This is a genomic window from Paenibacillus solanacearum, from assembly GCF_910593845.1.
GTDB classification, from domain to species: domain Bacteria; phylum Bacillota; class Bacilli; order Paenibacillales; family NBRC-103111; genus Paenibacillus_G; species Paenibacillus_G solanacearum.
Genome location: NZ_CAJVAS010000058.1, coordinates 1 through 25,602, shown reverse-complemented (window position 1 = coordinate 25,602; position 25,602 = coordinate 1). Strand labels below are relative to the sequence as shown.

The following is a 25,602-nucleotide window of genomic DNA, read 5'->3' as shown; positions in this document are numbered from 1 at the left end:
AAAAAAACTTCTCGATTCATATAGTTAAACGTCGAAAAGGAGGTGAATCAACATTCCGCTTATCGTTCGGGCAACCGTCAACGCAACGGGGGCTATCACCTTTATCGGGAATACTTTGGGGCTGAGCCGGTCGGAAGTATCCGGCGTTCCGGGTACAGCCGACAGCATCGGCGCGTTCATTACGACCAATACGGCGCTGCGATATGGGGCCTATCCGTTTGGAACGACGGATAATTACTTGCTGAACAGCTCATCCGCCATCCTGACTCTTCCGGCGGGGAGCAGTGTCCTTTATGCAGAGCTCATCTGGGGCGGCACTTATGTCAACGGCACGACCAACCTGACCGCGGCCATTAACAATCCGGTTACTTTCGCCACGCCTATCGGGACCTCGGAAGTTTCCCTCGATGCTGCGACAAGCAATACGTTTGACTTGGGCGGAGGATCACTCGGATATGTCCGGACTGCCAATGTAACCACCTTGGTTCAACAAGGCGGGGCCGGGACCTATACAACAGGACGGGTCGTCGGAACCTTAACCATAAACAACGATCCCACAGCCAATAATGCAGGATGGACTTTAGGCGTCATTTATCAGAACGCCGCGCTTCCCTTCCGCAATATGTCGCTGCGGGCGGGAGCTGTCCTTGTCCAGAGCACCTCCTCCGCGGTAACCACGACGCTGACCGGCTTCTCTACCCCCGTATCCGGAGCGCTGGGCGGCCGCGCGCTATTCAGCGCCCAAGAGGGAGATGCCAACCGTACCGGCGACCAGGCTTTATTCGGCCCAACAACCTCAACCTTGGTCGCTTTGTCCGGTACTAATAACTTTGCCAACAACTTTTTTGCTTCGCAGATTAACAATAACAGCGGGGCGCTGGACACGACGGGAACCTTCGGAACCCGCAACCAAACCAACGGTGCGCCCGGGAGCAATATTTCCGGGGGAAGGCAAGGCTGGGACATTACGAACGTGGATATATCCGCCCAGCTGGCCAATAACCAGACTTCTGCCGTACTGCGGCTGACGACTTCGGGCGACGCGTATGTCCTCAATGCCAATGCTTTGCAGATCGATATTAACGCGCCGCGCGTCGGCGTGACCAAATCGGCCAATGTAAACGGCTCCCTCGTCGGGGACACGATCCGCTACACTGTCACCGTCATCAATACGGGGACGGCGAACGCAACCGATATGGTTGTTACCGATATCCTGCCGTCAGGGCTCGTGTTCGTGGCAGGAAGCGTTACGGTTGCGGGTGCCGCCAGGCCTACCAACGATATTACGGCAGGTGTCCCCGTTGGGACATTGGTACCCGGAGCCTCCATTGCCGTCGCTTACAGCGCGCGGGTCGTCTCGATGCCCAGCACGCAGTTGCTCGTCAATACTGCGAACGCCTCCTTTAATTTCCAAAGCGTTGCAGGCGGACCGATTACTCCCGCCGTCATTCCTTCCAATAGTGTCACCATTCCGGTTTATTCCCCGATCCTGAGGGTGAACAAATCGGCAAGCACGGCGAATGCAACGGTAGGCGGCATCGTCACCTATACGATTGTTGTCGTGAATTCCGGTAATATTGCGGGCACGACCACCGTGTCAGACCCGATTCCTGCCGGCTCTTCCTTCGTGCCCAACAGCGTCACTGTCAATGGAACAGCGGTGCCGGGAGGAAATATCGTGTCCGGTATTTCGGCGGGCTCCATACCGGCAGGCGGGTCGGCAACCGTCACTTTTCAGGTTGCGGTGCAGAGCCTTCCGTCCCCGCCGCAGATGGTGAATCAAGCTGCTGCAGCGTATACATACACGGTTCCCGACGGTCGTACCTCATCGGGCTCAGCCACTTCGAACACGGTAACCATTCCGGTCGCTTTGCCCAACGTCACCGTCAACAAAAGCTCCAGCGTACCCGATGTTTCGATCGGGGAAACGTATACTTATACGGTAATTACGGCGAACAACGGCACGGATCCCGTTACCAACGTCACGTTGACCGATGCTTTGCCGAGCGGCACGCTCTTTGTGCCGGGAAGTGTAACGATTGGCGGCGTTCCCCAATCGTCAGCCAATCCAGCGAGCGGGATTGTGATTGGAACGCTATCTGCGGGGAGCACGGTTACTGTTGCTTTTCAAGTAACGGCTTCTTCTCTGCCTACACCTGCCCAATATGTGAACAGGGTCTCTGCAGCCTACAGCTCAGGCACGTTCAGCGGCGTATCGTTATCCAATACGGTGAGCATTCCGGTTTATCAACCGGTGATCAGTACGGTAAAGTCGGTCAACCGAAATGTCGCTACCGTCGGGGATACATTAACCTATACGATATTTGTCTCGAATACCGGCAACATCGCCGCGCAAGCAACGCTAACAGACACGCTGCCTGCCGGCACTTCATTTGTGCCCGGAAGTGTGACCGTCAATACGGTACCTGTCCCGGGGGCTTCGCCGCTTACGGGCATCAATCTCGGTTCCGTTGCACCCGGCAGTTCCGTTCCGGTTACGTTTCAAGCCGTCCTAACTACACTGCCGTCACCTCCGCGTCTGGTGAATCAGGCGACTGCCGCCTATTCGTATCAGTTGCCAAGCGGCCGTTCCTTTACCGGATTCACAGCCCCTTCCAACGTTGTAGATATTCCGGCTACCTCGCCGAATCTCACGGTAACCAAAACGGTCAACCGTACGATTGCGACGCTCAATGACATTCTTACTTATTCGGTGAACGTTACGAACAACGGCGTAGAGCCCGTTACGAATGCCGTATTCTCAGATAACTTGCCTGACGGTACTGCGCTGGTTGCCGGCAGTGTGGTCGTGAATGGCGCTGCGCTCCCGAACGCCGATCCCGGCGCCGGTATCTTGCTTGGAACCGTTAATGCGGGGGCCAGTATCCCTATTACATTCAGTGTCCGTGTCACGCAAGTTGCGCCGACGATTCCGGCTTCTTTAAGCAACCGTGCCTATGTCAGCTTTACTTCCGGGGCTTTTACCGGGGCGTCTTCTTCCCCCTTGGTCACAACATCGGCGTATTTACCGGTCATACAAATCGTCAAGAGCAGCAGCGCCGGCTCATTGACCGTCGGCGACACCTTCACCTATTCGCTTGCGGTAACCAATGCGGGCAACTATCCGGCAGATGTTCTCGTGAAAGATCTGCTGCCTTCGGGAGTCACTTTCACACCAAACAGCGTAGTCATTAACGGATTTCCGAATCCAGGCGTTGATCCGGGCACCGGCATCCCGCTAGACACCGTATCCGCTGGTGAAACCAATGTCGTCAGCTTCTCGGTTACGATAACCTCCTTGCCTAACCCCCAGCAGATGACGAACCAGGGGAGCGCGCAATATACGTACACGCTGCCGGACGGGAGACATTTCGAGGATATCGCGCTGTCCAATCCGGTTGTTGTCAATGTATCCGCACCGAATGTGTCCGTAGTCAAAAGTAGCAGTGCCGCATCAGCGGTTCGCGGCGATACGGTCGCTTTCACGGTTGTGATTACCAACAACGGCGCTTCGCCTATTAACAACGTGATTGTAAGCGACATGATTCCGCAAGGCACAAGCTTCATTACCGGGAGCGTAGTTGTGAATGGTACAGCTATGCCGCTGGCAACTCCGGCTTCCGGCATTCCAATCGGTGCATTGGCCCCCGGCGCTTCTGCTACCGTAACTTTCGAGGTGATGGTCAATATGCTGGATCCATCCGTAATTTCCAACCAGTCGTCCGTCAGTTTTACATCAGGCGCCTTCTCGTCATCGTCGCAATCGAATAACGTCAACGTTCCTGTGACACAGCCCGTTATCAGTTTGACGAAGTCGGCCGATACGACCAATGCTTCCGTCGGAAGCCCCGTGACGTATACCATCGCCGTATCCAATACGGGGAACCTGGCTGCACAGGTAACACTGACCGACATCATTCCAGGCTTTACAAGCTTTATCCCCAACAGCGTCGTCGTTGGCGGGCTGCCTGTGGCCGGGGCCAATCCCGCTACCGGCATTCCGGTTGGCAGCGTAGCCGCCGGAGCGACCGTTATGGTCGTTTTCAGCATCCTTGTCGATTCCTTGCCCAATCCCCAGCAGCTTACGAATGAAGCAACCGCAGACTATACATTCGTACCGCCCGACGGGCGCACATTGTCAGGCAGCGCCCAATCGAATACATTAACGATTTCCGTCTCGGCTCCGAATATTACGGTGGCCAAGAGCTCGACAACGACCAATACGGCCATCGGAGATACGATCCCTTATACGGTCGTCATTACGAACACCGGCATTGCTCCCGTCACCAATACGATCGTCTCCGACCCGCTGCCGCCCGAGGTCTCCTTCGTTCCGGGCTCGGTTACGATTAACGGCGTGCCGAACGCATCGGCTAGCCCGATAGCGGGCATTCAAGTGGGAACCATCGCGCCGGGAGCAGCGGCAACCGTAACGTTCAATGTCCTTGTGCAATCGCTGCCTTCATCCGGCTCGCTTGTCAACCAGTCATCGGCCACCTTTACGTCCGGAACCTTCTCAGGAACGGCATTCTCCAATTCCCTCACTATCGCCGTAAACCAGCCGATCCTGACGGCGGTCAAATCCGCCGGAGTCGCCAATGCAACGGTAGGCGACACGCTCACGTATACGATAAATGTGACCAACTCAGGCAACTACAATGCCACCGCCACGGTCACGGATACGATTCCGGCCGGTACTTCGTTTGTTCCCAACAGCGTAATTGTAAACGGTGTGCCTCAAGCAGCCGCTTCTCCGTTGACCGGAATTCCGATTGGCACTGTCGCGCCGGGAAGCACGGTTCAGGTCACGTTCTCTGTCCTGATCGAAACGCTACCGACGCCGCAGCAGTTGTTGAATCAAGCGACGGTCAGCTACCAATTTATACTTCCGGACGGTCGCACATTCAACGGCTCCATCAACTCCAATACCGTCGTGGTGGGCGTTACCGCACCTAACGTTTCCGTAGTCAAAACAACGCCAACGACGGCCTCCACCGTTGGAGACACGATTGTGTACACCATCCAGGTCACCAATAACGGTATAGCCGATATCAACAATGTCATCTTGACCGATCCGATTCCGGCAGGCTCTGCTTTTGTTACGGGAAGCGTTAGCGTAAATGGCGTGCCTCGACCATCCGCCAATCCGGCCGCCGGTATTCCGCTTAGCACCATTGCTGCCGGGGCTTCCGCCACCGTCACGTTCAGCATAACCGTAACGGCCGTTCCCGTTCCGGCGTCCATTAACAATCAATCCTTTGTCAGCTTCACTTCCGGCTCTCTGTCGGCAACAGCCTTCTCGCAAAATGTAATTACGCCTGTATCTCAACCCGCTTTATCCGTTGCCAAAACCGTAAGCAGCACAACGGCCACGGTGGGAGACACAATTGTTTATACTTCAACCGTTACGAACAGCGGGAATATCGGTGCGACAACGACACTGACCGATCCGCTCCCGGCAGGAACGAGCCTGGTGGCCAACAGTGTGCTGCTTAACGGAGCCACGCTCCCCGGAGCCGATCCTTCCGCCGGCATCCCGCTGGGGTTGATCGCTCCGGGTACTACGGCCACACTCACATTCTCGGCCGTAATTACTTCCTTGCCGCCGACGCAGCAGCTAGTGAACCAATCTACGGCAAACTTCAGCTACACCTTGCCGGATAATCGCACCTTTACAGGCACCGCCTTATCCAATACGGTCGCTACATCCGTTTCCTCGCCTAATGTGGCTGTAGTCAAGAGCACCACGTTTACCGCGGCTACGATTGGCGATGTGATTCCTTTTACCGTTTCGGTAACGAATGCAGGCATCGAAAGCGTGACGAATGTTGTGCTGGTGGATCCGATCCCGGCAAATACGACCTTTGTGGCCGGCAGCGTGACGGTTAATGGCACGCCGGTGCCCGGAGGCAATCCCGCCCTTGGTATTTCGCTTGGAACCATCGTTCCGGGTGCCACAGTCACGGTAACTTTCAATGTGACTGTAGCCTCCTTACCGGCTTCCGGCATCTTCAGCAACCAAGCTACAGTCACCTTCACCTCCGGCGCATTCTCGGGCTCGTCATTGTCAGGCACAGTCACCGTGCCTGTGTATCAAGCGATCATCTCGCTGGTCAAGAGCGCGAATGTGACCGTTGCGACGGTGGGCGACACCATCGTCTATGCTTTAACCATCACCAATACGGGCAACACGGCGGCTACCGTTACGCTTACCGATCCCGTGCCAGCCGGAGCCGAGTTTGTGCCTAACAGCATCATGATTAACGGCGTGCCGCAGCCGGGCGTCGACCCCGACCAAGGCATTCCCGTAGGCACCGTGCCGGCGGGCGGAACCGCTACGGTGATCGTCTCGCTTCAGGTCACGATCGAAACCTTGCCATCACCGCAGCAGCTTGTCAACTCGGCCGTGGCCAATTACGCCTTCTCGCTGCCTGACGGCAGAACGGCGACCGGTTCCGTTCCATCCAATACAGTGATCATTCCGGTTTCTTCCCCGGATGTCAGCGTCGTCAAGAGCACGAACGCCATTGATGCCGTCTCCGGAGATACGATCACCTACACGCTGGTTGTCACGAACAACGGCATTTCGACGGTAACCAATGTGGTCGCCATCGATCCGATTCCTTATGGCAGTACCTTCGTACCGGGCAGCGTCACCGTAGGCGGCGTGCCGGTGCCTGGAGCCAATCCCGCCACAGGCATCAACGTCGGCTCCATCGCCGCCGGGGATTCGGTGATGATTACGTTCCAGGTAACGGTCACATGACGAAGCAAGAATGGTTGACGAACCAATCTCGCATCGTTTTTAACGCGGGCGATAGCCGCCACATTGCATTTTCCAACACGGTGAGCACGCCGCTGGTCGGCCCGGATTTTGTATTGGTCAAAAGCACGGAAGCCGCTCAGGCATCCCCCGGCATCCCGGTCATTTTCACGGTATCGATCACGAATTCAGGCAACCGGGATGCAGAGATGACCCTCTACGATCTCCTTCAGGAAGGCGTGACGTTTGTTCCCAACAGCGTTCACAGGGACGGCGTCCCCCTTCCCGGGGCAGATCCGGTTGCCGGGCTGGATCTCGGAGTCGTTTCCATCCATCAGACGATCCGAATTACGTTTCAGCTTGTTGCCGACATGCGCCTGGCCGGGAAGCAGCTGCTCAACCAAATCCGCGGAGAATATACCTTTCAGGCAACGGACGGACGAATAGTCGAAGGCGAAGCGTTCTCCAATATGGCGGCACTCCCCGTCATCGTGACCGGGGGGCCGGATATTACCATCACCCTATCGGTAAATAAATCAAGCGCCGGTCCGGGAGAAACGCTTCGGTATACCGCCATCGTCGCCAACATCGGAGATGAGGCTGCAGACGTCGTTCTGCAGCCTTCCATCCCCAAAGATACCTTGTTTGTTCCGAACAGCATTACCGTCAACGGCACGATGCAAAGCGGAATTTTTTTGCCCTCAAGCATTGCGCTGGGGGCCATAGCTCCCGGAAAACAAACCCTTGTCGCTTTCGAAGCCACCGTCGCTGGGGAAAGTGCGGTATCGCCCGGGCAAGTTTTGCCGAACCAAGTCCGCGCTGAAGGCACGTATCGAAGTTCCGGCCGCGCAATGACCATGGCGGCGTCCGACTTGGTCAATCCATTTACGCCTTCCGTATCCAACCCTGTCTCTACCGTGGTACGATATCCGCTCTTTCAGCTTGATCTTCGCGCCGCGCCGTCCGTTGTCGAGCCCGAGGACGTGGTCCATTATAAGCTCTGCTTAACGAACATCGGCAATGTATCCGCAGACGCCACATTGATCCGACTGACGATCAGGCAAACCTCGCTCGTTCCGGGTTCTATCCGCATCAACGATACAGCGGCAGCAAACCCCGGTCCATCCGGTGCCCTTGATCTAGGAACTGTCCATCCGGGAAGCCATGTTCCTATTCGCTATCAAGCCATGATTAGCCCGCTGGTTATCGATTCTATCCTGCGCGGCTTTGTTACATGCCAGTATGCTTACGAACTGAACGAAATTCGCTACAATAAAGAAGTAATCTCCAACGATTATACCCTCCATGTCGAGCACAACGATGAATAAGACCGAATGTTTTCACTTGCACGGCAGATCGAGGGATCTGCCGCCGATCTTTCAGCACCAAGGCATCTGGCCGGGCCGAGAAGGAGCACAGATGCCCCTGGTGATGATCCGGGGCGAGCCTGACAGGCGGCCGCAGTTTATTTCCTCTCCGCACTATTATAAAATAAACATATACTTATAATTAAAATGACAGGCTTGCTCATTTTCTATTATTCCAAGGAGTCTTGAATGCGTACTTCTACTATTATAAATGACGAATTATGGCACAAGATGCTCGAGCAGGCGGCCAGCACATTTTCCGAGGTCACGCTGAGCCGCGGGTTCGCCTATTTTAAACAGCAGCGCGTCGAAGACGTGCGCCTGACTGCAGACCATATGATTCACGCAGCAATAACGGGCTCGGAGGATTACACGGTTACGCTGAATCTGGACCATCTCAGCTCCTACTCCTGCACTTGCCCGGCGCCGCCGCCTTGCAAGCATTTGGCCGCTGTGATGATGGAGCTGGGCGATCGTTACGGCTACCCCGCTTCCCATATGATGAATGCCAAGCATCATCTCGAACGGGCAGCGGCACGCTCGTCCTCATCCTTCGATTGGCTCGAGCAGCTGCCGCACGCAGACGTATCGGCGTGGCATACCTTTCTGAATCAATACACCGCCCACATCAAGCCGGCCTATGACCCCGGCAATTACTTGAACCAGCTCAGAGATCAGCTTCACGCGATCCGTAAAGCTTCGAATCCGTTATCCGACATCGACCAGGCGTTTTTCGAGCTGCATCAGGAGCTGTTCATGCTCCGAAAGCTGAAAGACTTGAGCGCGCAAAGCAGCGTAGCCTACTTCGCCTCGCACGTGCTGGCCCGGGCGTACGATCAGATCCAAGCTTGGCTTTCGCAAGCCTCCGGACGCTTCGACTTCGCGCTTTCGCCGGAGCGCCTCAAACAAACCTTGGCCTACCTGAGAGCCCAAATCGCCGAGGAAAAGGATACAGACCCTCTTCACTTCCGCTTTTATGCGGCATTATGGCAGCAAGAAATTGCTCCTCTGCCGGATGTGGGACAGTGGGCAGCTCATGAATTAAACGATATCAACAGCCAATCCGCGGAGCCTGCCCAATCCATCGGTTCCTCCATCGTGAAAGCTTACTTATGGATCGGTCAATCCCGGCATGAGGAGGCTTGGACTGCGCTGGAAGCCTCCGGCGCGCTAAAGGACGCTCCAACGAGCCTGCTCGTTGTATTCTTTCAGCCGTTCGTCCAAGCCGGGAACTGGCGGGGGCTGCTCGAATGGTTGCTCAAGACGGCCCCCTCCTTCAACGGCCGCTTGACTCCTGAGATGAACCGCTATATGCATTATTGGAAAATGACGGCGGCACATTTACCGGAAGCCGGGGAGCAATGGTTCACGATTCTTAAGGACATGCTGCCCCTCTCTTCCCATCTCATCGAGGAAGCACTATATGAGCAAGGAAAGTGGAAAGCATGGATCGAGATGCAAATCCATCAAGATCATGGCCCGTTCTACCATCGGGTCAGCGTGCTGCAGCCGATCGAAAAGGAGGCGCCCGAGCTCCTGCTGCCATACTACCACCAAGCGATCGCCCACCATGTGTCGCTTAAAAACCGGCATGACTACAAGGCGACGGTGAAGCTGCTGAAACGACTTCGGAAGGTGTACAAAAAAATGAAGGCGGAAGCGCGCTGGGATGCGTTCCTCCACCATTTTGTGGAGCGGCACAGCCGGCTTCGTGCGCTGCAGGAGGAAATCAGGAAAGGAAAGCTTACGGAATGAACATACAATTATACAATATCACCTTGCATGTGATGCTGACGGACACCGGAGATGCCTTGCTGTGGGGATATGAGAATGGTTTCGAGATACCCGGCGATCGGCTCCGCAGGCTGTTATTCGCTTGGCATGAACCCTCCTGCTACGGCACCTTGCTGGAACTGCGGCAGGCCGGGGAGCTGACGGTGACGGTGCTGCCTTCAGAGATGGTGCTCTCATTCTTCTCCGAGCCGAATGTTATGGACATTGTGGAATGGGAGGGCGGCGAGGCGGCGGCCAAGGCATGGTTTCATGCCGCACCCTGTATGTACAGAGCAGCCGAGGCGGGGCGTTACGTGCCGAGCTACCGCGCTTTCCGGAGCGGCAAGCTGGAGTGGACCTGGGATGCCGAAGCCGACGAGCTCCAGGACTTGGATTGGGATGCGCTGGAAAGCATGGACGCATCCGGCGAGGAGCTGTCCGGCTTGCGCGCCGCCTACTCCGCTGCCGTATCGGCGCTGCACTATGCCAATGACCTCTCCGTGGCTGAGCTTCGCAGGGAATATCCGGCGCTGTTCGATCGTGCGCCTGCTTCCGCTCCGCTGACGGAGGAAGAGTGGCTTGCCCGGCTTGGCTGGAAGCCGGACACGGCACCCTTCCGTCCCGCCCTGCAGCTGCTGGAGCCGGACGAGGAACAGGACGACTGGCGCCTTCGCTTGGTGCTTCAGGACAAGAGCGATAATTCGGCGCTTGTCCCGATCCGTCTGATGACAGACGGACAAGCTTACGGCGTGTGGGCCAGCGATTGGAGCCCCTACATTGGGGAGCGCACCCAAGGCTGGACGGCGAGACTTCGTGAGGCATTGCCCTATGCATCGAGCGGCGATGAGCTGTTCTCCCGGCCGATCGGCGATGAGGACGCTTGGCGATTTCTGAGCGTAGACAGCCGTCAGCTGCTAAGCGAAGGCTGGAACGTCATGCTGCCCGGCTGGTGGGAGGCGGCGTCGAAGCGAAAGCCGCGGCTGCGCGCGCACGTTTCGGAGAATGCGGGAGGTAAAACCCAGGAGTCGCTCTTCGGTCTGAACGCCCTCGTCGATTTTGACTGGCGGATCGCTATAGGGAACATGGACCTGAATGAGCAGCAGTTCGCAGAGCTGCTCAGCCGCAAGGAACGGCTGATCCGCTTCCGCGGGGAATGGGTGTATCTGGACCCGGCGCTGCTGGAGCAAATTCAACGACTCATGAGCAGTATGAACCCGGAGGAAGGGCTGTCCCTGCAGGATGTCCTTCAACTGCATCTGCTCAGCGAGCAGGATGCGGACGCCGCCTCTTCCACTTCCTCCAGGAGCAGCGGCGGCTCTAAGAATGGAGAACCACCGGAAGAAGATGAAGCGAGAGTACAGCTGGAGGTCGAGCTAAACGCGCATCTCTTGGCGCTCATGCGTCAGCTCGGTAAGCCATCGGAGCTGGAGGAGCTCCCCGTACCTCCGGGGCTTCGCGCCGAGCTGCGCAGCTACCAGCGCGAAGGCTTCACATGGCTCAGCTTCCTGAGAAAATTCGGGCTCGGCGCCTGCCTGGCCGACGACATGGGACTTGGCAAAACCGTTCAGTTTATCACGTACTTGCTGCACCATAAGCCGGTCTCGAGCGCTCCCGCCCTGCTGATCTGTCCAACCTCCGTACTCGGCAACTGGCAGAAGGAGCTTGCCCGGTTCGCCCCTGAGCTGGAGGTCATGCTCCATTACGGGAAAGGCCGTCTAAGCGGCGACACGCTCAAGGATGCCCTGAAGCATACCGACGTTGTGCTTACGTCCTATACCATCGCCTTATCCGATCAGGAGACGCTGCAGGAAACCGTCTGGAGCTCCCTTTGTCTGGATGAAGCTCAAAACATTAAGAACGCGCAAAACAAGCAATCCATCGCGATACGCTCTATCCAAGCGAAGCACCGGGTTGCCCTAACGGGAACGCCGATCGAAAACCGGCTGTCCGAGCTGTGGTCGATATACGATTTCCTGAATCCCGGCTATCTCGGGAGCCAACGCGGGTTTCAGCACCGGTTCTCGGGGCCGATCGAGAAGCATCAGGACGAGGAGAAAACGGCCCAGCTCCGCAAACTCGTCAAGCCCTTCATGCTGCGCCGCAAAAAGAAAGATCCCGCGATTCAGCTGGATCTGCCTGACAAACAGGAGACGAAGGTGTATATTAACCTGACCCCTGAGCAGGGCGCGCTGTACGAGCAGACGGTCAAGGACTTGATGGAGCGGGTGAAACAACTGGAAGGCATGGAGCGCAAAGGAGCCATCCTAAGCGCGCTGACCCGGCTCAAGCAGCTATGCAACCACCCTGTGCTGCTGACGAAGGAAGACGGACTTGCCGCGGAAATGCTGCAATCGGCTGTGGCGCGGGAGGCGTTCATCTCACGTTCAGCCAAGCTGGAGCGGCTTATCGCCATGGTCGGCGAGCTCCGCGATGAGGGGGATTCCTGCTTGATCTTCACCCAATATATAGGCATGGGCCGAATGCTTAGCGACATTCTGCAGGCCGAGCGCGGGGAACCGGTGCTGTACCTGAACGGCAGTACCCCCAAAGCGGATCGCGATCATATGAACGATACCTTTCAAGCGGAAGACGGTACAGGGCCGGGAATCTTCATTTTGTCGCTGAAGGCGGGAGGGGTCGGCCTGAATCTGACGGCGGCGAACCATGTGTTTCATTTCGACCGCTGGTGGAATCCCGCCGTTGAGAACCAGGCAACCGATCGCGCCTACCGCATGGGTCAGAAGCGGAATGTGCAGGTGCATAAATTCATATCCTTCGGTACGCTGGAGGAGAAGATCGACGACATGCTTGAGAGCAAAATGAGCTTAAGCGAAAATGTCATCTCCACCTCCGAAAGCTGGATTACCGAATTTACGAACGAGGAGTTGCACGACCTGTTTGCACTTCGCCAGTAGTTGTACTAGCGCCCGGTCGGCTCCATGCCGATCGGGCCGCCGATTATGCTTGTTCAGAGGGATCCTGCTGAATAAAATTCAAATGTTTCATTCGGTTTATGACACAGAATACTTCATTAATTCTTGGTAATTCAAGCCATCTTTCGAAGCCAGGGAAAAAGGAAGAAAATACAATATCTACCCCTTCTCTCTCCATATCTTCGAGAGCCTTTTGGATCTTTTCCTGAAGAAAGATGAGGCGATCCTGATTACTTATAGCGAGTTTTCGAATTAAAAAGGCAATAGCTGCAAGCTGGGCGTGTGATGTGATATTGTAAAGCCCTCTGATATCAATTTGTTCTTCACCTATCATTACATATCCCATGGTTGAAACCATCAGCTTTTCTGTACCACTGCCCTGTGGGTAGCTCGAAAAGTGATCGGCGGTTATTTTTCTTTCGATCTCCCATTTGGTAAGGGGGACCCGTTCGCGTGGTTGGTCGTGTTCACATAATTTTTTTGCTTCCTCAGTTACGTTTTTGGGCATAAAATTGTCCATCAAGATGATTTGATCGGCAACGGATAAAAATTCACCGCTACCTCCAATCACAAGAATGGAAGATACGTGAGCAGCCTCATAAAGCTCCCTGACCCGTTCCGTAAAAGGGGTAATGGGATCATGCTTGATTAATGAACGCATCTTAATGTCTTGAATCATAAAATTCGTCGCACTTCGGTCTTCATCAATAAGAAGAAGCTTACACCCGAAGTTGATGGCCTCCATAATATTTGCGGCCTGAGATGTGGAACCTGAGGCGTAGTCCGTCGAAAACCGATCAGCCGAACCCTGGGGTATCCATTTGATGAAAGGCGTAATATTGATATTATTTATGGAACGGCCTTCCTCCGCAGATATTTCCATTGCACTTGGGTCTGTAATCACAAATTCTCGTCCGTCGCCTAGGACGTGATTGTAAATCCCTGAATTTAGCGCATCCAGCAGTGTGCTTTTACCCGAATAACCACCGCCGGTAATGACCGTCACACCCTGTTTGATTCCCATTCCTCGTAAACCGCAAATTTCAACTTCAACATCTTCCGGGGATACAAAAGGCAAGGCACCTTCCAGTGGCCCGCTGTTGTCTTTATTTCTTGGCAAAATGCTGCCATTCGCAATAAACGCACAATAATCACTGGATTTCAGCCATTCGCGAATCCTATTTTGTTTTTTTGCCAATGCAAAGGCAGCATTTAATTGGGTGAGATCAAAGTTGGCGATGAACGCCTCCACTTCTCTTGGAAGCATCTTGCAGAGCATGCGCATCGCTTTATCATTATTTTTGAATGGAAGCTGAACTGTAATCATTAAGCATAAATACCATTTTTCCGAGATGACTTCGACAAAGGATACATTCCGCTGCAACACTGCATTCGTTGGATGAAAACAATAAAAAGCACCATTTTCTTTATCAGAACGTGACCGATTATAAATCAGTTCATTTAATGCCTTAATATGATGAGCCCATTCTCTTAATGCAAAATCGGAGAGAACCACTTGATCCCTAGTTTCATCTAAGCTGAGACGGTCAAAAGGGATTTTAATGGTGATACACGGTTTATCCAGTGTCAGTTTATGTGTCCGTTCAATGCAATAGGCAACATCATTATCCCAATAGGTGGGGTCGGATATCGTCCCCCCTTCGTCATAGTAGGAACCTTCATAAATCATACTGTACGATGACTGTCCGGATTGTAACGAGCGAAAATATTGAGCGAGTCTTTTAATAAAGCATCATCCTTTCATATTGGGAAAGCGGTGAATACAGGGTAACGACGCCGAAGTTGAAACTGCTGCCTTGACCCGCCTTTTGTCCTAAAAAAATAACAGCCACTCTGTAAGTGGCTGTCATAGACCGGCAAGGAAGCTTCAATGCTCCTGCTGCCTAAATATAAAAGCCCTGAGAGTAAATCCTACCCTCAGAGCCTGATATATTCGTCAAAGAATAACTAAAAAGCAGCATGAGGATAAGACGTATATTGTTTTGTTTTCATTGTCCTCACCTCGTTACGATTTATTTTTCCAGCAACATGATCATAACATGAAGATCATCCGCAATATAGGGAAAGATTCATTATAATTAACTCAAATCCTGAAATAGGTAAAGGATGGCCCCATAGGGGCGTTTCCGTTATACCTGCCTCCGCTACCCGACCTGCACGCCTATGCGCACATCGGCACCGGTGCTGCCGGCCTGGGAAAGCTTCAACTTAAATACGAGATTTGTCGCATCCGCGGCTTGAAACCGAATATACTCGATTTGGCCGTCCCATGTCGCAGCCCTGTCCTCGATGCTCCATGACACTTCGCGAAAATCGGGCTGGTAAATGAGACGGTGCGGTACCGTAATCGTCTGCTCCGTCACAACGGTCATATCGAACGTGAAATAGACCCGGGAACGCGTTCCGTAAGGTACATTGCTCCAAGCGGCGCTAATGTCCCAGTGCTGCGCCCGGTTTTGCAGATCCGGCCTGCTGCCGGCAAACAACGGCTTGGCAGACGAATTGTTCAACACAAGCCGGATGCTCTCGCAAGTCGGGGTTCCGATCGAGGTAAAACCGGTGGCCGCCTCATTCACCGTTCCGGTGATGCAGTTGCCCCTGTTGACGTTGCCGCTGCCGGCGTCCCGGACAAGCCCCGATCCGTTCGTCACATCACGCACGTTCAGTTCGATCGAGGACGTAACCGCCCGGATGACGACCGCATCTCCGTTAATGCGGTGCGCGTTGACGCTGACCGTCTGATTGACGCCTTCGATCACGGCGGCACTGCCGGCATAATAAGTTCCCGTTGCCGCATTCGCATAGCCCCGGCTCGTCAAATGGATCGTGTTGTAGGCGCCGCTTACTTTCAGTGTAGGCCAGCCGTCCTGACTCGGCCCGTTGCGCTGCACGTGCAGTCCAGAAATCTGCATCCCCCACGACGATTCGCACAAGCAGCCTTCGAGCGGGGGCAGCGGAGGAGACCCGGCGATCGAAGCTTTGTACTCCGGAGGAATTCTCCCGTTCGCGTGAACCTCCAATATCGAGACGACGCCCCAAGCCCCGTCCTGGAAGCGGGCGCCTCCGCGGTTATTTTCACTGACGAGATGCTCCGCCTTGATTCTGCACACGCCCCGGGTCCGGATGCCATAGCCGTAATAGACGCCGTAAATATGCACGAAGCCCAGCTCGCAATGGCCGTCGTAAGGACTCGTCTCATCGAGCACAATCCCGTCCAACGTATCGCCGGCGAACAGCGATGACGTTCTGCCCGCGATCGCGTAATAGTCCGGTCTAGGTTTGACCCCGACTACGCCGAAGACGATTTTGTCCAATACAATGTCGCCAGGGCCGCGAAACACGACGGCCTCCTCCCCCGATATTCTCCCGTGCAGTTCAACCGTCGAATACCGCTCGAACTGCTGGCCGGGGTCGCCCATGCATTCGCTGTATAGGGCATGAGCGGCAATATTGTACACTTCCGCATTGATCCGGTATCCCCACCCGTATATGGCGATGGCGGAGCCTTGCGTATTGTTGCAGCTGTTATTGTCCTCTCTCCAGCCCTTCGCTATATAATTGCCTTCAATCGTCAAATGCTCGATTCCGAAATATCTCGGGGCGAGCGCCGCCCCGTTCGTATTGCCTTTCAGCGTGTCGAAATCTCTCGTCCGGAATACATCGCAATTGGAGCCGGCTTTCAGCCGGATGACCGTATTGCCCTTGCCTGAGCCATGCACATAATTGCCGGTATCCAAGATGAGGGAAGACGAAATCTCGAACACGCCGCATGGAAACAGGATGGCGCATTTCTTGCCGAGCGCGGTATTGATCGCGGTTGTGCAGTCATAGGACGACGTTCCTGCGCTAATGCCGGCATGCTCCTCCGGCGGAATGTAGTCCATGACATTCACGAATCCGCCGGCGCGCAAGCCGCCGCCCTCACAGAAGCCGGGCTCGCCGTACGTATGGCGGGTAACGGTGGATTGCCCCCTCTCGGCCCCCATCGCCCCTTGCCCGAGTATGACCCCGGCAGCCAGCGCGGTCCCGGCCGCCCCCATTTGCATAAGCAGCCCTCTTCTGCTGATTTTGCCCGATTGATCCGACATGCGCTGCACCATCCTTCCTGCGCGGTAGCCGCGAACGAATGTTTTAATAAGCTTCGTATATCCTGTTATACATCAACCGGACCGAAGACGGGTAATGGGATGCTTCTAGCGTCTTTTACATTAACCGTCGGATTGTAGCCGACGCCGTGAAGCAGCTTGCTGCCCACCGGTACCGGCTCTTGGAAGCAGATAACGATATGCTGCCGGTCCTCCCCGATGCTTGCCGACAGCCATTGCTTGACTCCGCCGGATATCATAAGGATTCCGTACACCTGCTCAACTTGAGCCAATTCGCCGTTAATTCCCGATAAGGAGATGCGCAGCTCGGTTCGATCCGTATTCCAGGCAAAATCGGCCGGCCGGGGACCGCTCTCCGCCTCGTGTATCCCGTAAGTGAGCCGCAAAGCTGCCGACGCCATACGCCGGCCAACCTCTTTTAACGACCGGGCATCCAAATGGATCGCATCCGAGAGCGTCGCATCGATGGTTGGTACCATAGCTGCATGCTTTATTTTGGATTCCAGTTCGAATTGATCCTGCTGAATGCGGTTCCACCATTTTCCGTCCCCGTTGATGTGAAAAACCGACAGCTGCGCATAAATAAACGGTAATTCCGGCGAAGATAAATCACTGCGCAGGCTGTTCACCCAGCGTATCGTGCGCTCCAAATAATCCGGTGCCGCTTTTTCATTCGCATCAGCTTCCCCTTGGTACCAAAGACACCCTTTCACCCGGCCGCCGAGCTTTCTTACCTTGCGGATCATGGCACCGTAAAAGGAACGGCCTTCTTCGCCGATTAAACCGGGGTCCCATTGGGACATGCTCGTCCCGCCATGCGCACACATGATCAAGCCGATAGGTACGCCTGTATGTTGAAGTATTTTTTTGGCAAAGGTAAGGCTAAGACCCGCCCCATTCGAACGTTCTTGTCTCACGGTACGAATCGCCTGTTCGCGTTCTTCCTCCGGTACGTTCCAGTTCACGGGATCGATCGATTCCTGAAGCCAGCACAGCGGTTCCCGTGCAATATCCCATGTGTCGCCCATATAGAAACAGCTAACCCCTGTTACAGGCATCTCCAGATCAATATTTTTCCCGCAGCCTTCCATATTCGATTGGCCCGCCAGTATCCATAAATCTCCTACAAATACAGGGTCCGCAGTTAGTGTAATCGTTTTCGAATCAAACGAAATCCGCACATCCAACAGATGCTGGCCAACCGGTACATCAGGTAACGTTCCTTTAAAAGATGTTCCATTGACTTCACCTATGTACCTCCATGGGGTTGGAGAGCACTCCGAAGATAAACGCGCCTCCAATCTTCCGGTAACGGGATCGGATAAAACAACTTCGATCGAGATGTCGCTCACACTTTTTTCATTTCGCTGATATACCCGCTGTGCAATCGGTTCAATAAGCTGCGCTGTTATCAAGCCATCACCTTTTCGTAGTTTGTTCATACGTATTGCCGGTTACGTCAGACCATTTTATTTTTTATCGGCTTCGATGAGCTTATTGATTTCTTCATCCGCTTTTCGAAGCGCCGAATTTAAGTCCATCTTTCCTCCAATATACTCGTTAATATATTTCGTAACCGTATTGAGGGAAGCGGTATCATATCTGCTTCGGGAATACGGTTTAGCTTCTTTCATCTTGTAGATCGCGGCTAACACATCTTTAGGAATTTGATTCACGATTGCGGAATCCTCGTAAATATGGCTTCTGAGCTCCGGCTTATTCACGCTCGGTACCATGCCATCCTTCGCCATCTCAATTTGTCCTTCGTCTGACAGCAAGGTCATCATGACCTGCAAAGCAAATTCCGGGTATTTATTCATTTTCGTAATCATAAATCCGCCGGAAATACCGGAGGGCCCTACTCCCGGAGCTTCTTTAAACGTAGGAAAGGTCGTTGCTCCCCAATTTAATCCGCTCTTAACTGCATCTTCGAATAGCTTATCTTGCGCCAACAATAGAAAGTGAGGAAACATCGCCAAGTTTTTGTTTTTCAAGAAATCATTTACGCCATTGCTGAATTTCGCGCCACTCGGATAATTGCCTGGAATATCGTAGATTTCTTTCCATTTCTCGAACATTTTCTTCCAACCGTCATTCGAGAGGACAGCCGATCTTCCTGATTTGGTGTCGACATAGGGCAAAGATAGTTGCGTTGCCATACGGTTGATGATCGTACCTGTCGACATCCCCTTATAATTGACTCCCGCGTCGGTGCGGGATAGCTTTTTGGCTAATTGTATATTATCATCCCACGTATTGCCGACCGCCGGATACGGCACACCGAACCGATCAAAGATATCCTTATTGTAAAACAACACCAGCGGAGGCGTCAGGTTCGTTGGCAGCATAAACAGCTTCCCGTTATAGGAACGAATACTATCAATCGTTTGCTGATCTAAGCTGCTGATGTTTAAGTTTAGTTTTTTAATAATAGGCTCGAGATCGATAGGAAATTCGAGATCAAGCAGTATCGGAGTATTGGTGGTAGCCTCGTCGATAATATCCGGAAGGTCACCTGCAGAAATCATATCTTTCAGCGCTTTCTCGTTGTTTTTGTAGCTGGCCATTTGTTCTAATGTAACATTCGGATATTTCGCACGGATTATTTTGTTGACTCTTGCAAAGCTTTCTTTTGTCCTGTTCGAAGCGACCTTAAACGTAATGGGGCCTTGCGGAACTTCTATCTTCGAAGGCTGCGATGCCTCCGGCTTCTTCTCTTCCTTCACAGAAGCACATCCGGTTACTAATGAAACGACGCTTGCCGCTGTTACGGTCAACACGATCTTTTTTGTAAACACAATTATATCCTCCCCTTCGTTCACAAGCCACGTTTCCATGACGAATCAAAAGCGCCGGTACGCGTCATAAGCGTCCTGATGAATCCGGATTTTGCGGTCCAGCCCCATCTTGTGCAATTCGGCGATATAGCGGTCCCATTCCTCGTCGATACCGCCCTCGATAATCCATTTTGCTTCCATCGCGCTTTGATACGACTGAATGTCGGTATCCAGCGCTTGCAACTGCTGAAGCTGCCCGACCGTATAGTAGATATACTGCGGGTATGTCTCTTCTTCGCTGACGATATAGGGCTTATACAGCTTGTAGGCTTCATTCCGCAGGCTGCTCGTCTCGTCCAGCACGTAGTTGTCCATCATCGTTTTGGTGAAATAGAGAGGAACCGAATTGTACGGAGCGGCCTCGCCGATCCATGCTTCCAGAACCGTTTTGCGCTCGGGCAGCGGATTTTGCCTGATTTTGCCGTCCGCCTCTTTCCGAATGTGGCTGCCGTACGGGCCGCGCCACAGCTGGAACGCGGTATCCTCCTCATTCATAGCGTCGATCAAGCGCATCGTAGCTTCCGGGTATTTGTTGGCGGAAGTAATGGAGAACGTATTCGGCGTAATCCGGTTATCCTGCCTTCGCCATGTACGGTCTCCGTTCGGACCGGCAAGCGGAGGAACGATCGCATACCGCTTCAGCCGATCCAACGATCCGAGCTCCACGTTGCCGAGAAACGCGGTAAAAGCGCCGTAGACGATCTCCGGGGCGCTGCCCTTGGCCATGAACCGCTTCGCGTCCTGCGTGAACGTTTCCGGATCGATCAATTGCTCGGCATACAGCTGATGAATATACTTGATCGCATCTTTGTATTCCGGCTGAGCCGGCTCGTAACGAACGCTGTTGTCTTTGACCGCCAGCTTGCTGCCGTCCGGATTGCGTACGCCGAATGCGTTGAACAGGGCATGGAAATTCTGATTGATGCCGCCGTACAGCGATGCGAGCGGAATTTCGTCCCGTATGCCGTTGCCGTTCGGGTCCCGTTTCTTGAACGCCTGAAGCACCCGATACAATTCATCGGTCGTTGTCGGCACTTCGAGCCCTAGCTTATCCAGCCATTCCCGGTTGATCGCCAAATGGTTGCGGTACACCATGTAGTCGTTAGCTTCCAAAAACGACAAGGAGTAGATGTGGCCGTCGGGCGTAGTCGACGCCTTCCTTACTTCCGGATACGCATCAAATACTTTCTTGATATTCGGTGCGTATTTGTCGATCAGATCTTCCAACGGAATAAGCAAGCCCTGACTGCCGTAACGGACGACGTCGCTCGAGGTGAGACCGGAGAAGAAAACGTCGGGCAGCTCGCCGTTCAGAAACATCCACTTTTTCTTCTCGGTGTACGTTTCGCTCGGAATTTGATCCCATTCGAATCGGATGTTGGTTGCCCTCTCCAAATCCTGGAACGTCTGCATCTGTGCGAAGTCTCCATGCGTCACCGTTTTCCTTACGGCAGCGCGCAGGGTTACCGGTTTTCCTACGATCGGCAGCCCTGAGGTGTATATGCCGGCTCCCGTCTCCCCCTGCGGAGCGGAATTTCCGGCCGTCCCTTCCGACCCGGCGCCTGCGCGTTCTCTAAGGCCTTCATAGCCGATCCATACCGCGATTGCAAGTATCGCGCTTCCGAGCAGCAGCAATTTCTTCGTCCCCACGGCCCGTTTCGCCTGCGTCACCCGCTTCGCCAATGCCGTCCGCACGCCTCGCCCTTCCGGGACTATCCACCGCATTTTCTCCACGCTCCTGTTTGCTTTTTTTGTCCCCCCCTTCATGTTCCCGTCATCGGAAGCAACTCCACTATAACGCCTCTGGGGGGGAAGCTGTAAATCATCCGTTGCCGCCAGCATGTGCCGGCCATTACATTCGCGCCGATGTTCAGCCGGAGCCCGATGTGCCATCCTTTACATACAGCCGCCTGTACTCGCCCGGCGTCATTCCTTCGGCTTCGCGGAATTTGCGGATAAAGCTGGACGGGCTCGCATATCCGATCCGCTTGACCAGCTCCTGAATATTGTCATCGCCTGTGCGCAGCAGCTCTTTCGCCTTGTCCAGCCGCAGCTCGTGAACGTACTGCGAGACGGTCAATCCGGTCTGGTCCTTGAAATACCGGCTCAAGTAAGAAGCCGACATCGACAGCGCCTCCGCCATCGTGTGCAGCGAGAAATGATAATCCCCGTAGTGCCGTTCAATATAGCCGATCAGTTCTTCCTTCAGCGCGTAATTGCGGCTTTCCTTGCTTTCCTTGATCCGCCGGCCGATGTCCAAACTGATTTTGCAGACGAGCTCGGACAGTTCCTCCACCGTCTCGAACGCGAAAAGCGACAACACGTCGGGAAGCGGCTTCCGGTTTCCGCGCATATTCATTTCGTCCAGCGGGCGTAAAATCGTATGAATCAGCTCGTAGCATATCGACCGGGCCATAAACAGCGACGGACCGTTCAGGTGAATAAGCCCGATGACCGCATCGAGACATTCCTTGATTTTGTCCGCATCTCCTTGCTTTAAGGAAAGCTCCAGATCCGCGAGCTCTTTCTTGGAATATCCGCCCGGCACCGATTCCCCGATGTCTCCGAACAGAATAATCCGGTTTTTCCCTTTCACGAGCCTGTACTCCAGTGCCGTCGTCGCCTCGATGCAAGATTTCCCGATATGAGCAGCTTCGCTGTAAACGCCCCCCAGTCCGACGGTCGAATGAAACTGCCATTTCGCCCATACCGATTCGCGGATGCGCGCCAGCGCTTCCAGCACCGTATCGTCGTCGGCGTTGCGGGTCGCAATAAGGAATAGAAACCGGTTGTTCTCCATGCCGTCGATCCCGTAACCTTCCACTCCTTCGGGCAAATGCCGCTCCATATAAGCGATTACGTTCTCCTTTACCGATTTGCCCTCCCCACTGCCGAGACCATCCAGCAAAAAAACCGCTACCCGGTAAAACGTGCCGGCAAAACCGACGCCGCAGCCGCTTCCGGATCGGTTGAATTCCTCGATGTCTCTCATATGCCCTTTCAGCAATTTGTCGAGCACATACGCTTTAAGCGCCGGCTTGTTATGTTTCAGCTGCTGACGCAGCACCTGGCTGTTCTCGGACATATCGCTTACGGCGAGACGGATCGCCTCAAGCTCGTCGCGGCCGGTGGCTTTGCGGCCGGCGAGCGTTTCCGCGAAATTTTTCAGACGGAGCAGCGGGTTGTAATTCAGATTCATCAGCAGCCAGATGACGGCGGCTCCGAGCAGCAGTGTAAACGCAAGCCCTGCCAGTGCGTTCTGCTTGATCCGAACGACGGGAGCCATCACCCGGGCTTTCTCGACGAGCGTAATGTAAGTCCATCCCGTATGCGACGAGCGGATATACGTTACGAAATAGTCGTCGCCGCCAAGCTCCACGGAAGTCGATCCGCGCACCGCCGCCGGCCCGACGCTCGACAGAAAGCCCGGAATGTCGAACCGCGAATCGTCCTCAAGCGAAGTCACGATGCGGCCCTGCGCATCGGCGATGAACGTATTCCCGCCGTAGTCGCGCAAAATATTCAGGATCAGTTTTCTCACCGACTGCTCCGTCAGCAGGAAGATGACGTTGCCGTACGGCACCTCGTCCTTGTACGGAATCGGCACAATATACGGAACGATCCGGCCTTCCTTCACCATGCCGGCTTCCTCGGCCGGTCGAAGCAAGGAGCCTTTGCTCCGGTCGAGGTCGCGCTCGAACTCTTCCTGACTCCAGTCGCGAAACCGGTATATATCCCCCGCGAACCGATCGACCGGATAGGAACTGAACGACGAATAAAGCATGGGATGATCCCGCATATGAAGCACCACTTCGTAGATGAAGCTGTTGCCGGCGGCATAATTTTTCAGCTCGCGGATCGTATTCATACCCTGATAAGCGTTTTTGGTCGCCATGTAAGGCGTCAATTCCGGATTTTCAGAAATTTGATAAGCGATTTTGTCCAGCTCGTCGATTTTCACATCGACGATTTCCTTCACTTGACTGAGCATGTTCAAATTGCTGCCCGTCACTTCCTTCTGCAGCGTGAGGATGAAATCGTAATAGACGAACAGACCGATGACCAGCAGCGGGACAGCCAATATCGCGATATAGGACAACAAGTACCGGTAAAACCATTTGGAGCGGATGCCGGAAGACAAAAGCGTTTTCAATACGATGACCCCCAACTGTTTCATAATGAAGAACTGCGTTCCGATTTGTGGTTACATGCCGTCTCCCGACTACTGGATTGACGATACATGCTTATTCCATCTCTTCCTGTATGAATCATTCGCGGCGCACCCGAAAATTCCTTTCCGACTGAACAAAGGAGTTGATGCATCCATTATTCTTTGCTACTATTTTCACTGAAAGGGGGTCGATTTTGATGGCAAATCATTTTGCCGGTATGTCACGCGGCTCATGCAAAGCCTCTTCTTAAGGCGAACCTTTGCATGGGCGAATGATGAGTACTCCTGTTCGCCCGCAAGACGTTTCAAAGGATGGGCTTTGCACCTTATTGTTTAATTAAAATAAGGGAGTTGAATGCATTGACCAATCCATTTATTAAAAATCGCCAAAATCTCATAGACTTACAGCTTCATGTCAAACAGTTGTTGGATGAGCTTGCAGAAGACGATATGGGCGCAGGATTCCAAGCGGCAGCTTATTGGCATGGAGAGCTGGTTCTGAATGTTTTTTCAGGAAGCGCTGATTCCGCAGGACGACGCTCCGTTGACCAAGATACTTTATTCGTTGTGCAATCTTGCTCCAAAGGCATTATTTCAACTGCTATTCATATTCTCGTCCAACAGGGCAAATTAGCGTATGATGAGAAGATCTCCCATTACTGGCCCGAGTTCGGAGCAAATGGCAAGGAAAAGATTACTCTTCGCCAAGTGCTTACTCATACGGCAGGAATTCCCTTGATGCCGATGTACGCGGATATGCGCCTCATCACTGACTGGAAAGCGATGGTCTGCGAGATAGAGAAGCTAGAGCCGATTTGGGAACCTGGCAGTAAGTCAGGTTATCATGGTCTAACCTTCGGTTGGATTTTGGGAGAAACGGCATCCCGAGCTGACGGCCGGACTTTTGCTCAAATTGTTCATGACGAGATATGCAAGCCTTTAGGCATTGAAAAGGATCTGTATTTAGGCGCCTCCATGGAAGCGGAACCCCGAATCGCTGAGATTAGCGGTGAAGCCGTACCCATTGCTTCCATGCCAGATGACATGCTTTTCAAGCGAGTACTCCCTCCGACCCTGGTCCCTGTTGCAAATCCAGAATGGAATTCACCATGGTTCCATGCTGCGGCCGTACCCGCCGTAAATGTTGTCGCTACGGCACAAGCGTTAGCGTGTATGTATGCTTCACTGATTAGCGAGGGTGTTAATGGTAAACGTCTGCTCGAGTCGGATTCTGTAGCGGAGGCGACGTCACTGCATTTCGAAGGCATTGACGAAGTGGGGCTCGCTCCCAATAGACTGGGGCTTGGCTATAGTCTCAGCCAAGAGGGTGATGTCATGGGAGGTACACCGACGGCTTTCGGCTATGCCGGTTTGGGCGGTATGATTGGGTATGCCGATCCATCGAATTTCCTTGCAGTGGCGGTGCTGTGTAATCATATGAAGGTTGGAAGAGGCGAGCGATCCCCGGATCGGCTTGTAGCTGATCTAATCCGTGAGAAACTTCGTTAGGTCTAGAGTAAAGGGCAGAGAAATCTGCCCCTCCTCATCAAACCGTACGTGAGGTTTTCCCTCATACGGCTTTCCGATGTTCGTCATTCATGTGCATGCAGATTACAAGAGCGTTTTAAGTC

Annotated in this window: 11 protein-coding genes; 5 read left to right on the top strand and 6 right to left on the bottom strand. The window is 53.8% G+C overall.

All coding sequences use genetic code 11. The features are described 5' to 3' along the window. Positions 1-115: 115 nt before the first annotated feature. The 4 genes from KXG62_RS31230 to KXG62_RS31215 all read left to right on the top strand — a co-directional run bounded on the left by KXG62_RS31230 (position 116) and on the right by KXG62_RS31215 (position 12,818). Complete coding sequence (locus KXG62_RS31230; RefSeq protein WP_246627726.1) at positions 116-6,766, top strand: DUF7507 domain-containing protein; 6,651 nt, start codon at positions 116-118, stop codon at positions 6,764-6,766. Beyond that, complete coding sequence (locus KXG62_RS31225; protein WP_218095923.1) at positions 6,763-8,091, top strand: COG1361 family protein; 1,329 nt, start codon at positions 6,763-6,765, stop codon at positions 8,089-8,091. Before KXG62_RS31230 ends, KXG62_RS31225 begins: the two co-directional genes overlap by 4 nt. Positions 8,092-8,319: 228 nt before the next feature. Further along, complete coding sequence (locus KXG62_RS31220) at positions 8,320-9,885, top strand: SWIM zinc finger family protein (protein ID WP_218095922.1); 1,566 nt, start codon at positions 8,320-8,322, stop codon at positions 9,883-9,885. Then, on the top strand, positions 9,882-12,818 hold the full coding sequence (locus tag KXG62_RS31215; protein WP_218095921.1) for a DEAD/DEAH box helicase: 2,937 nt from the start codon (positions 9,882-9,884) through the stop codon (positions 12,816-12,818). Before KXG62_RS31220 ends, KXG62_RS31215 begins: the two co-directional genes overlap by 4 nt. A gap of 43 nt (positions 12,819-12,861) precedes the next feature. Here the strand turns inward: KXG62_RS31215 and KXG62_RS31210 are convergent, their stop codons facing one another. From KXG62_RS31210 to KXG62_RS31185, 6 genes are all read right to left on the bottom strand, one after another. Beyond that, positions 12,862-14,526, bottom strand: coding sequence for a P-loop domain-containing protein (locus KXG62_RS31210; protein ID WP_218095920.1), 1,665 nt, complete (start codon positions 14,524-14,526; stop codon positions 12,862-12,864). Positions 14,527-15,001: 475 nt separating this feature from the next. Beyond that, the gene (locus KXG62_RS31205; RefSeq protein ID WP_218095919.1) at positions 15,002-16,945 is read right to left on the bottom strand and encodes a hypothetical protein; all 1,944 of its coding nucleotides are present in this window, start codon (positions 16,943-16,945) and stop codon (positions 15,002-15,004) included. 65 nt (positions 16,946-17,010) lie between these two features. Then, a complete protein-coding gene (locus tag KXG62_RS31200) occupies positions 17,011-18,405 on the bottom strand; it encodes a sialate O-acetylesterase (RefSeq protein ID WP_281427048.1) in 1,395 nt (464 codons plus the stop codon). A gap of 27 nt (positions 18,406-18,432) precedes the next feature. Next, entirely contained in the window at positions 18,433-19,761 is a 1,329-nt protein-coding gene (locus tag KXG62_RS31195; RefSeq protein ID WP_218095917.1) for an ABC transporter substrate-binding protein, read from the bottom strand. Positions 19,762-19,806: 45 nt separating this feature from the next. Continuing rightward, positions 19,807-21,525 (bottom strand): extracellular solute-binding protein, encoded by a 1,719-nt coding sequence (locus KXG62_RS31190; protein WP_218095916.1) that lies wholly within the window; start codon positions 21,523-21,525, stop codon positions 19,807-19,809. Positions 21,526-21,670: 145 nt separating this feature from the next. Further along, positions 21,671-23,953: an AraC family transcriptional regulator gene (locus tag KXG62_RS31185; protein ID WP_218095915.1), complete on the bottom strand. Its 2,283-nt coding sequence runs from the start codon at positions 23,951-23,953 to the stop codon at positions 21,671-21,673. 378 nt (positions 23,954-24,331) lie between these two features. Here KXG62_RS31185 and KXG62_RS31180 point away from each other — a divergent pair, with 378 nt between their 5' ends. Next, on the top strand, positions 24,332-25,480 hold the full coding sequence (locus tag KXG62_RS31180; RefSeq protein ID WP_218095914.1) for a serine hydrolase domain-containing protein: 1,149 nt from the start codon (positions 24,332-24,334) through the stop codon (positions 25,478-25,480). Positions 25,481-25,602 lie beyond the last annotated feature (122 nt).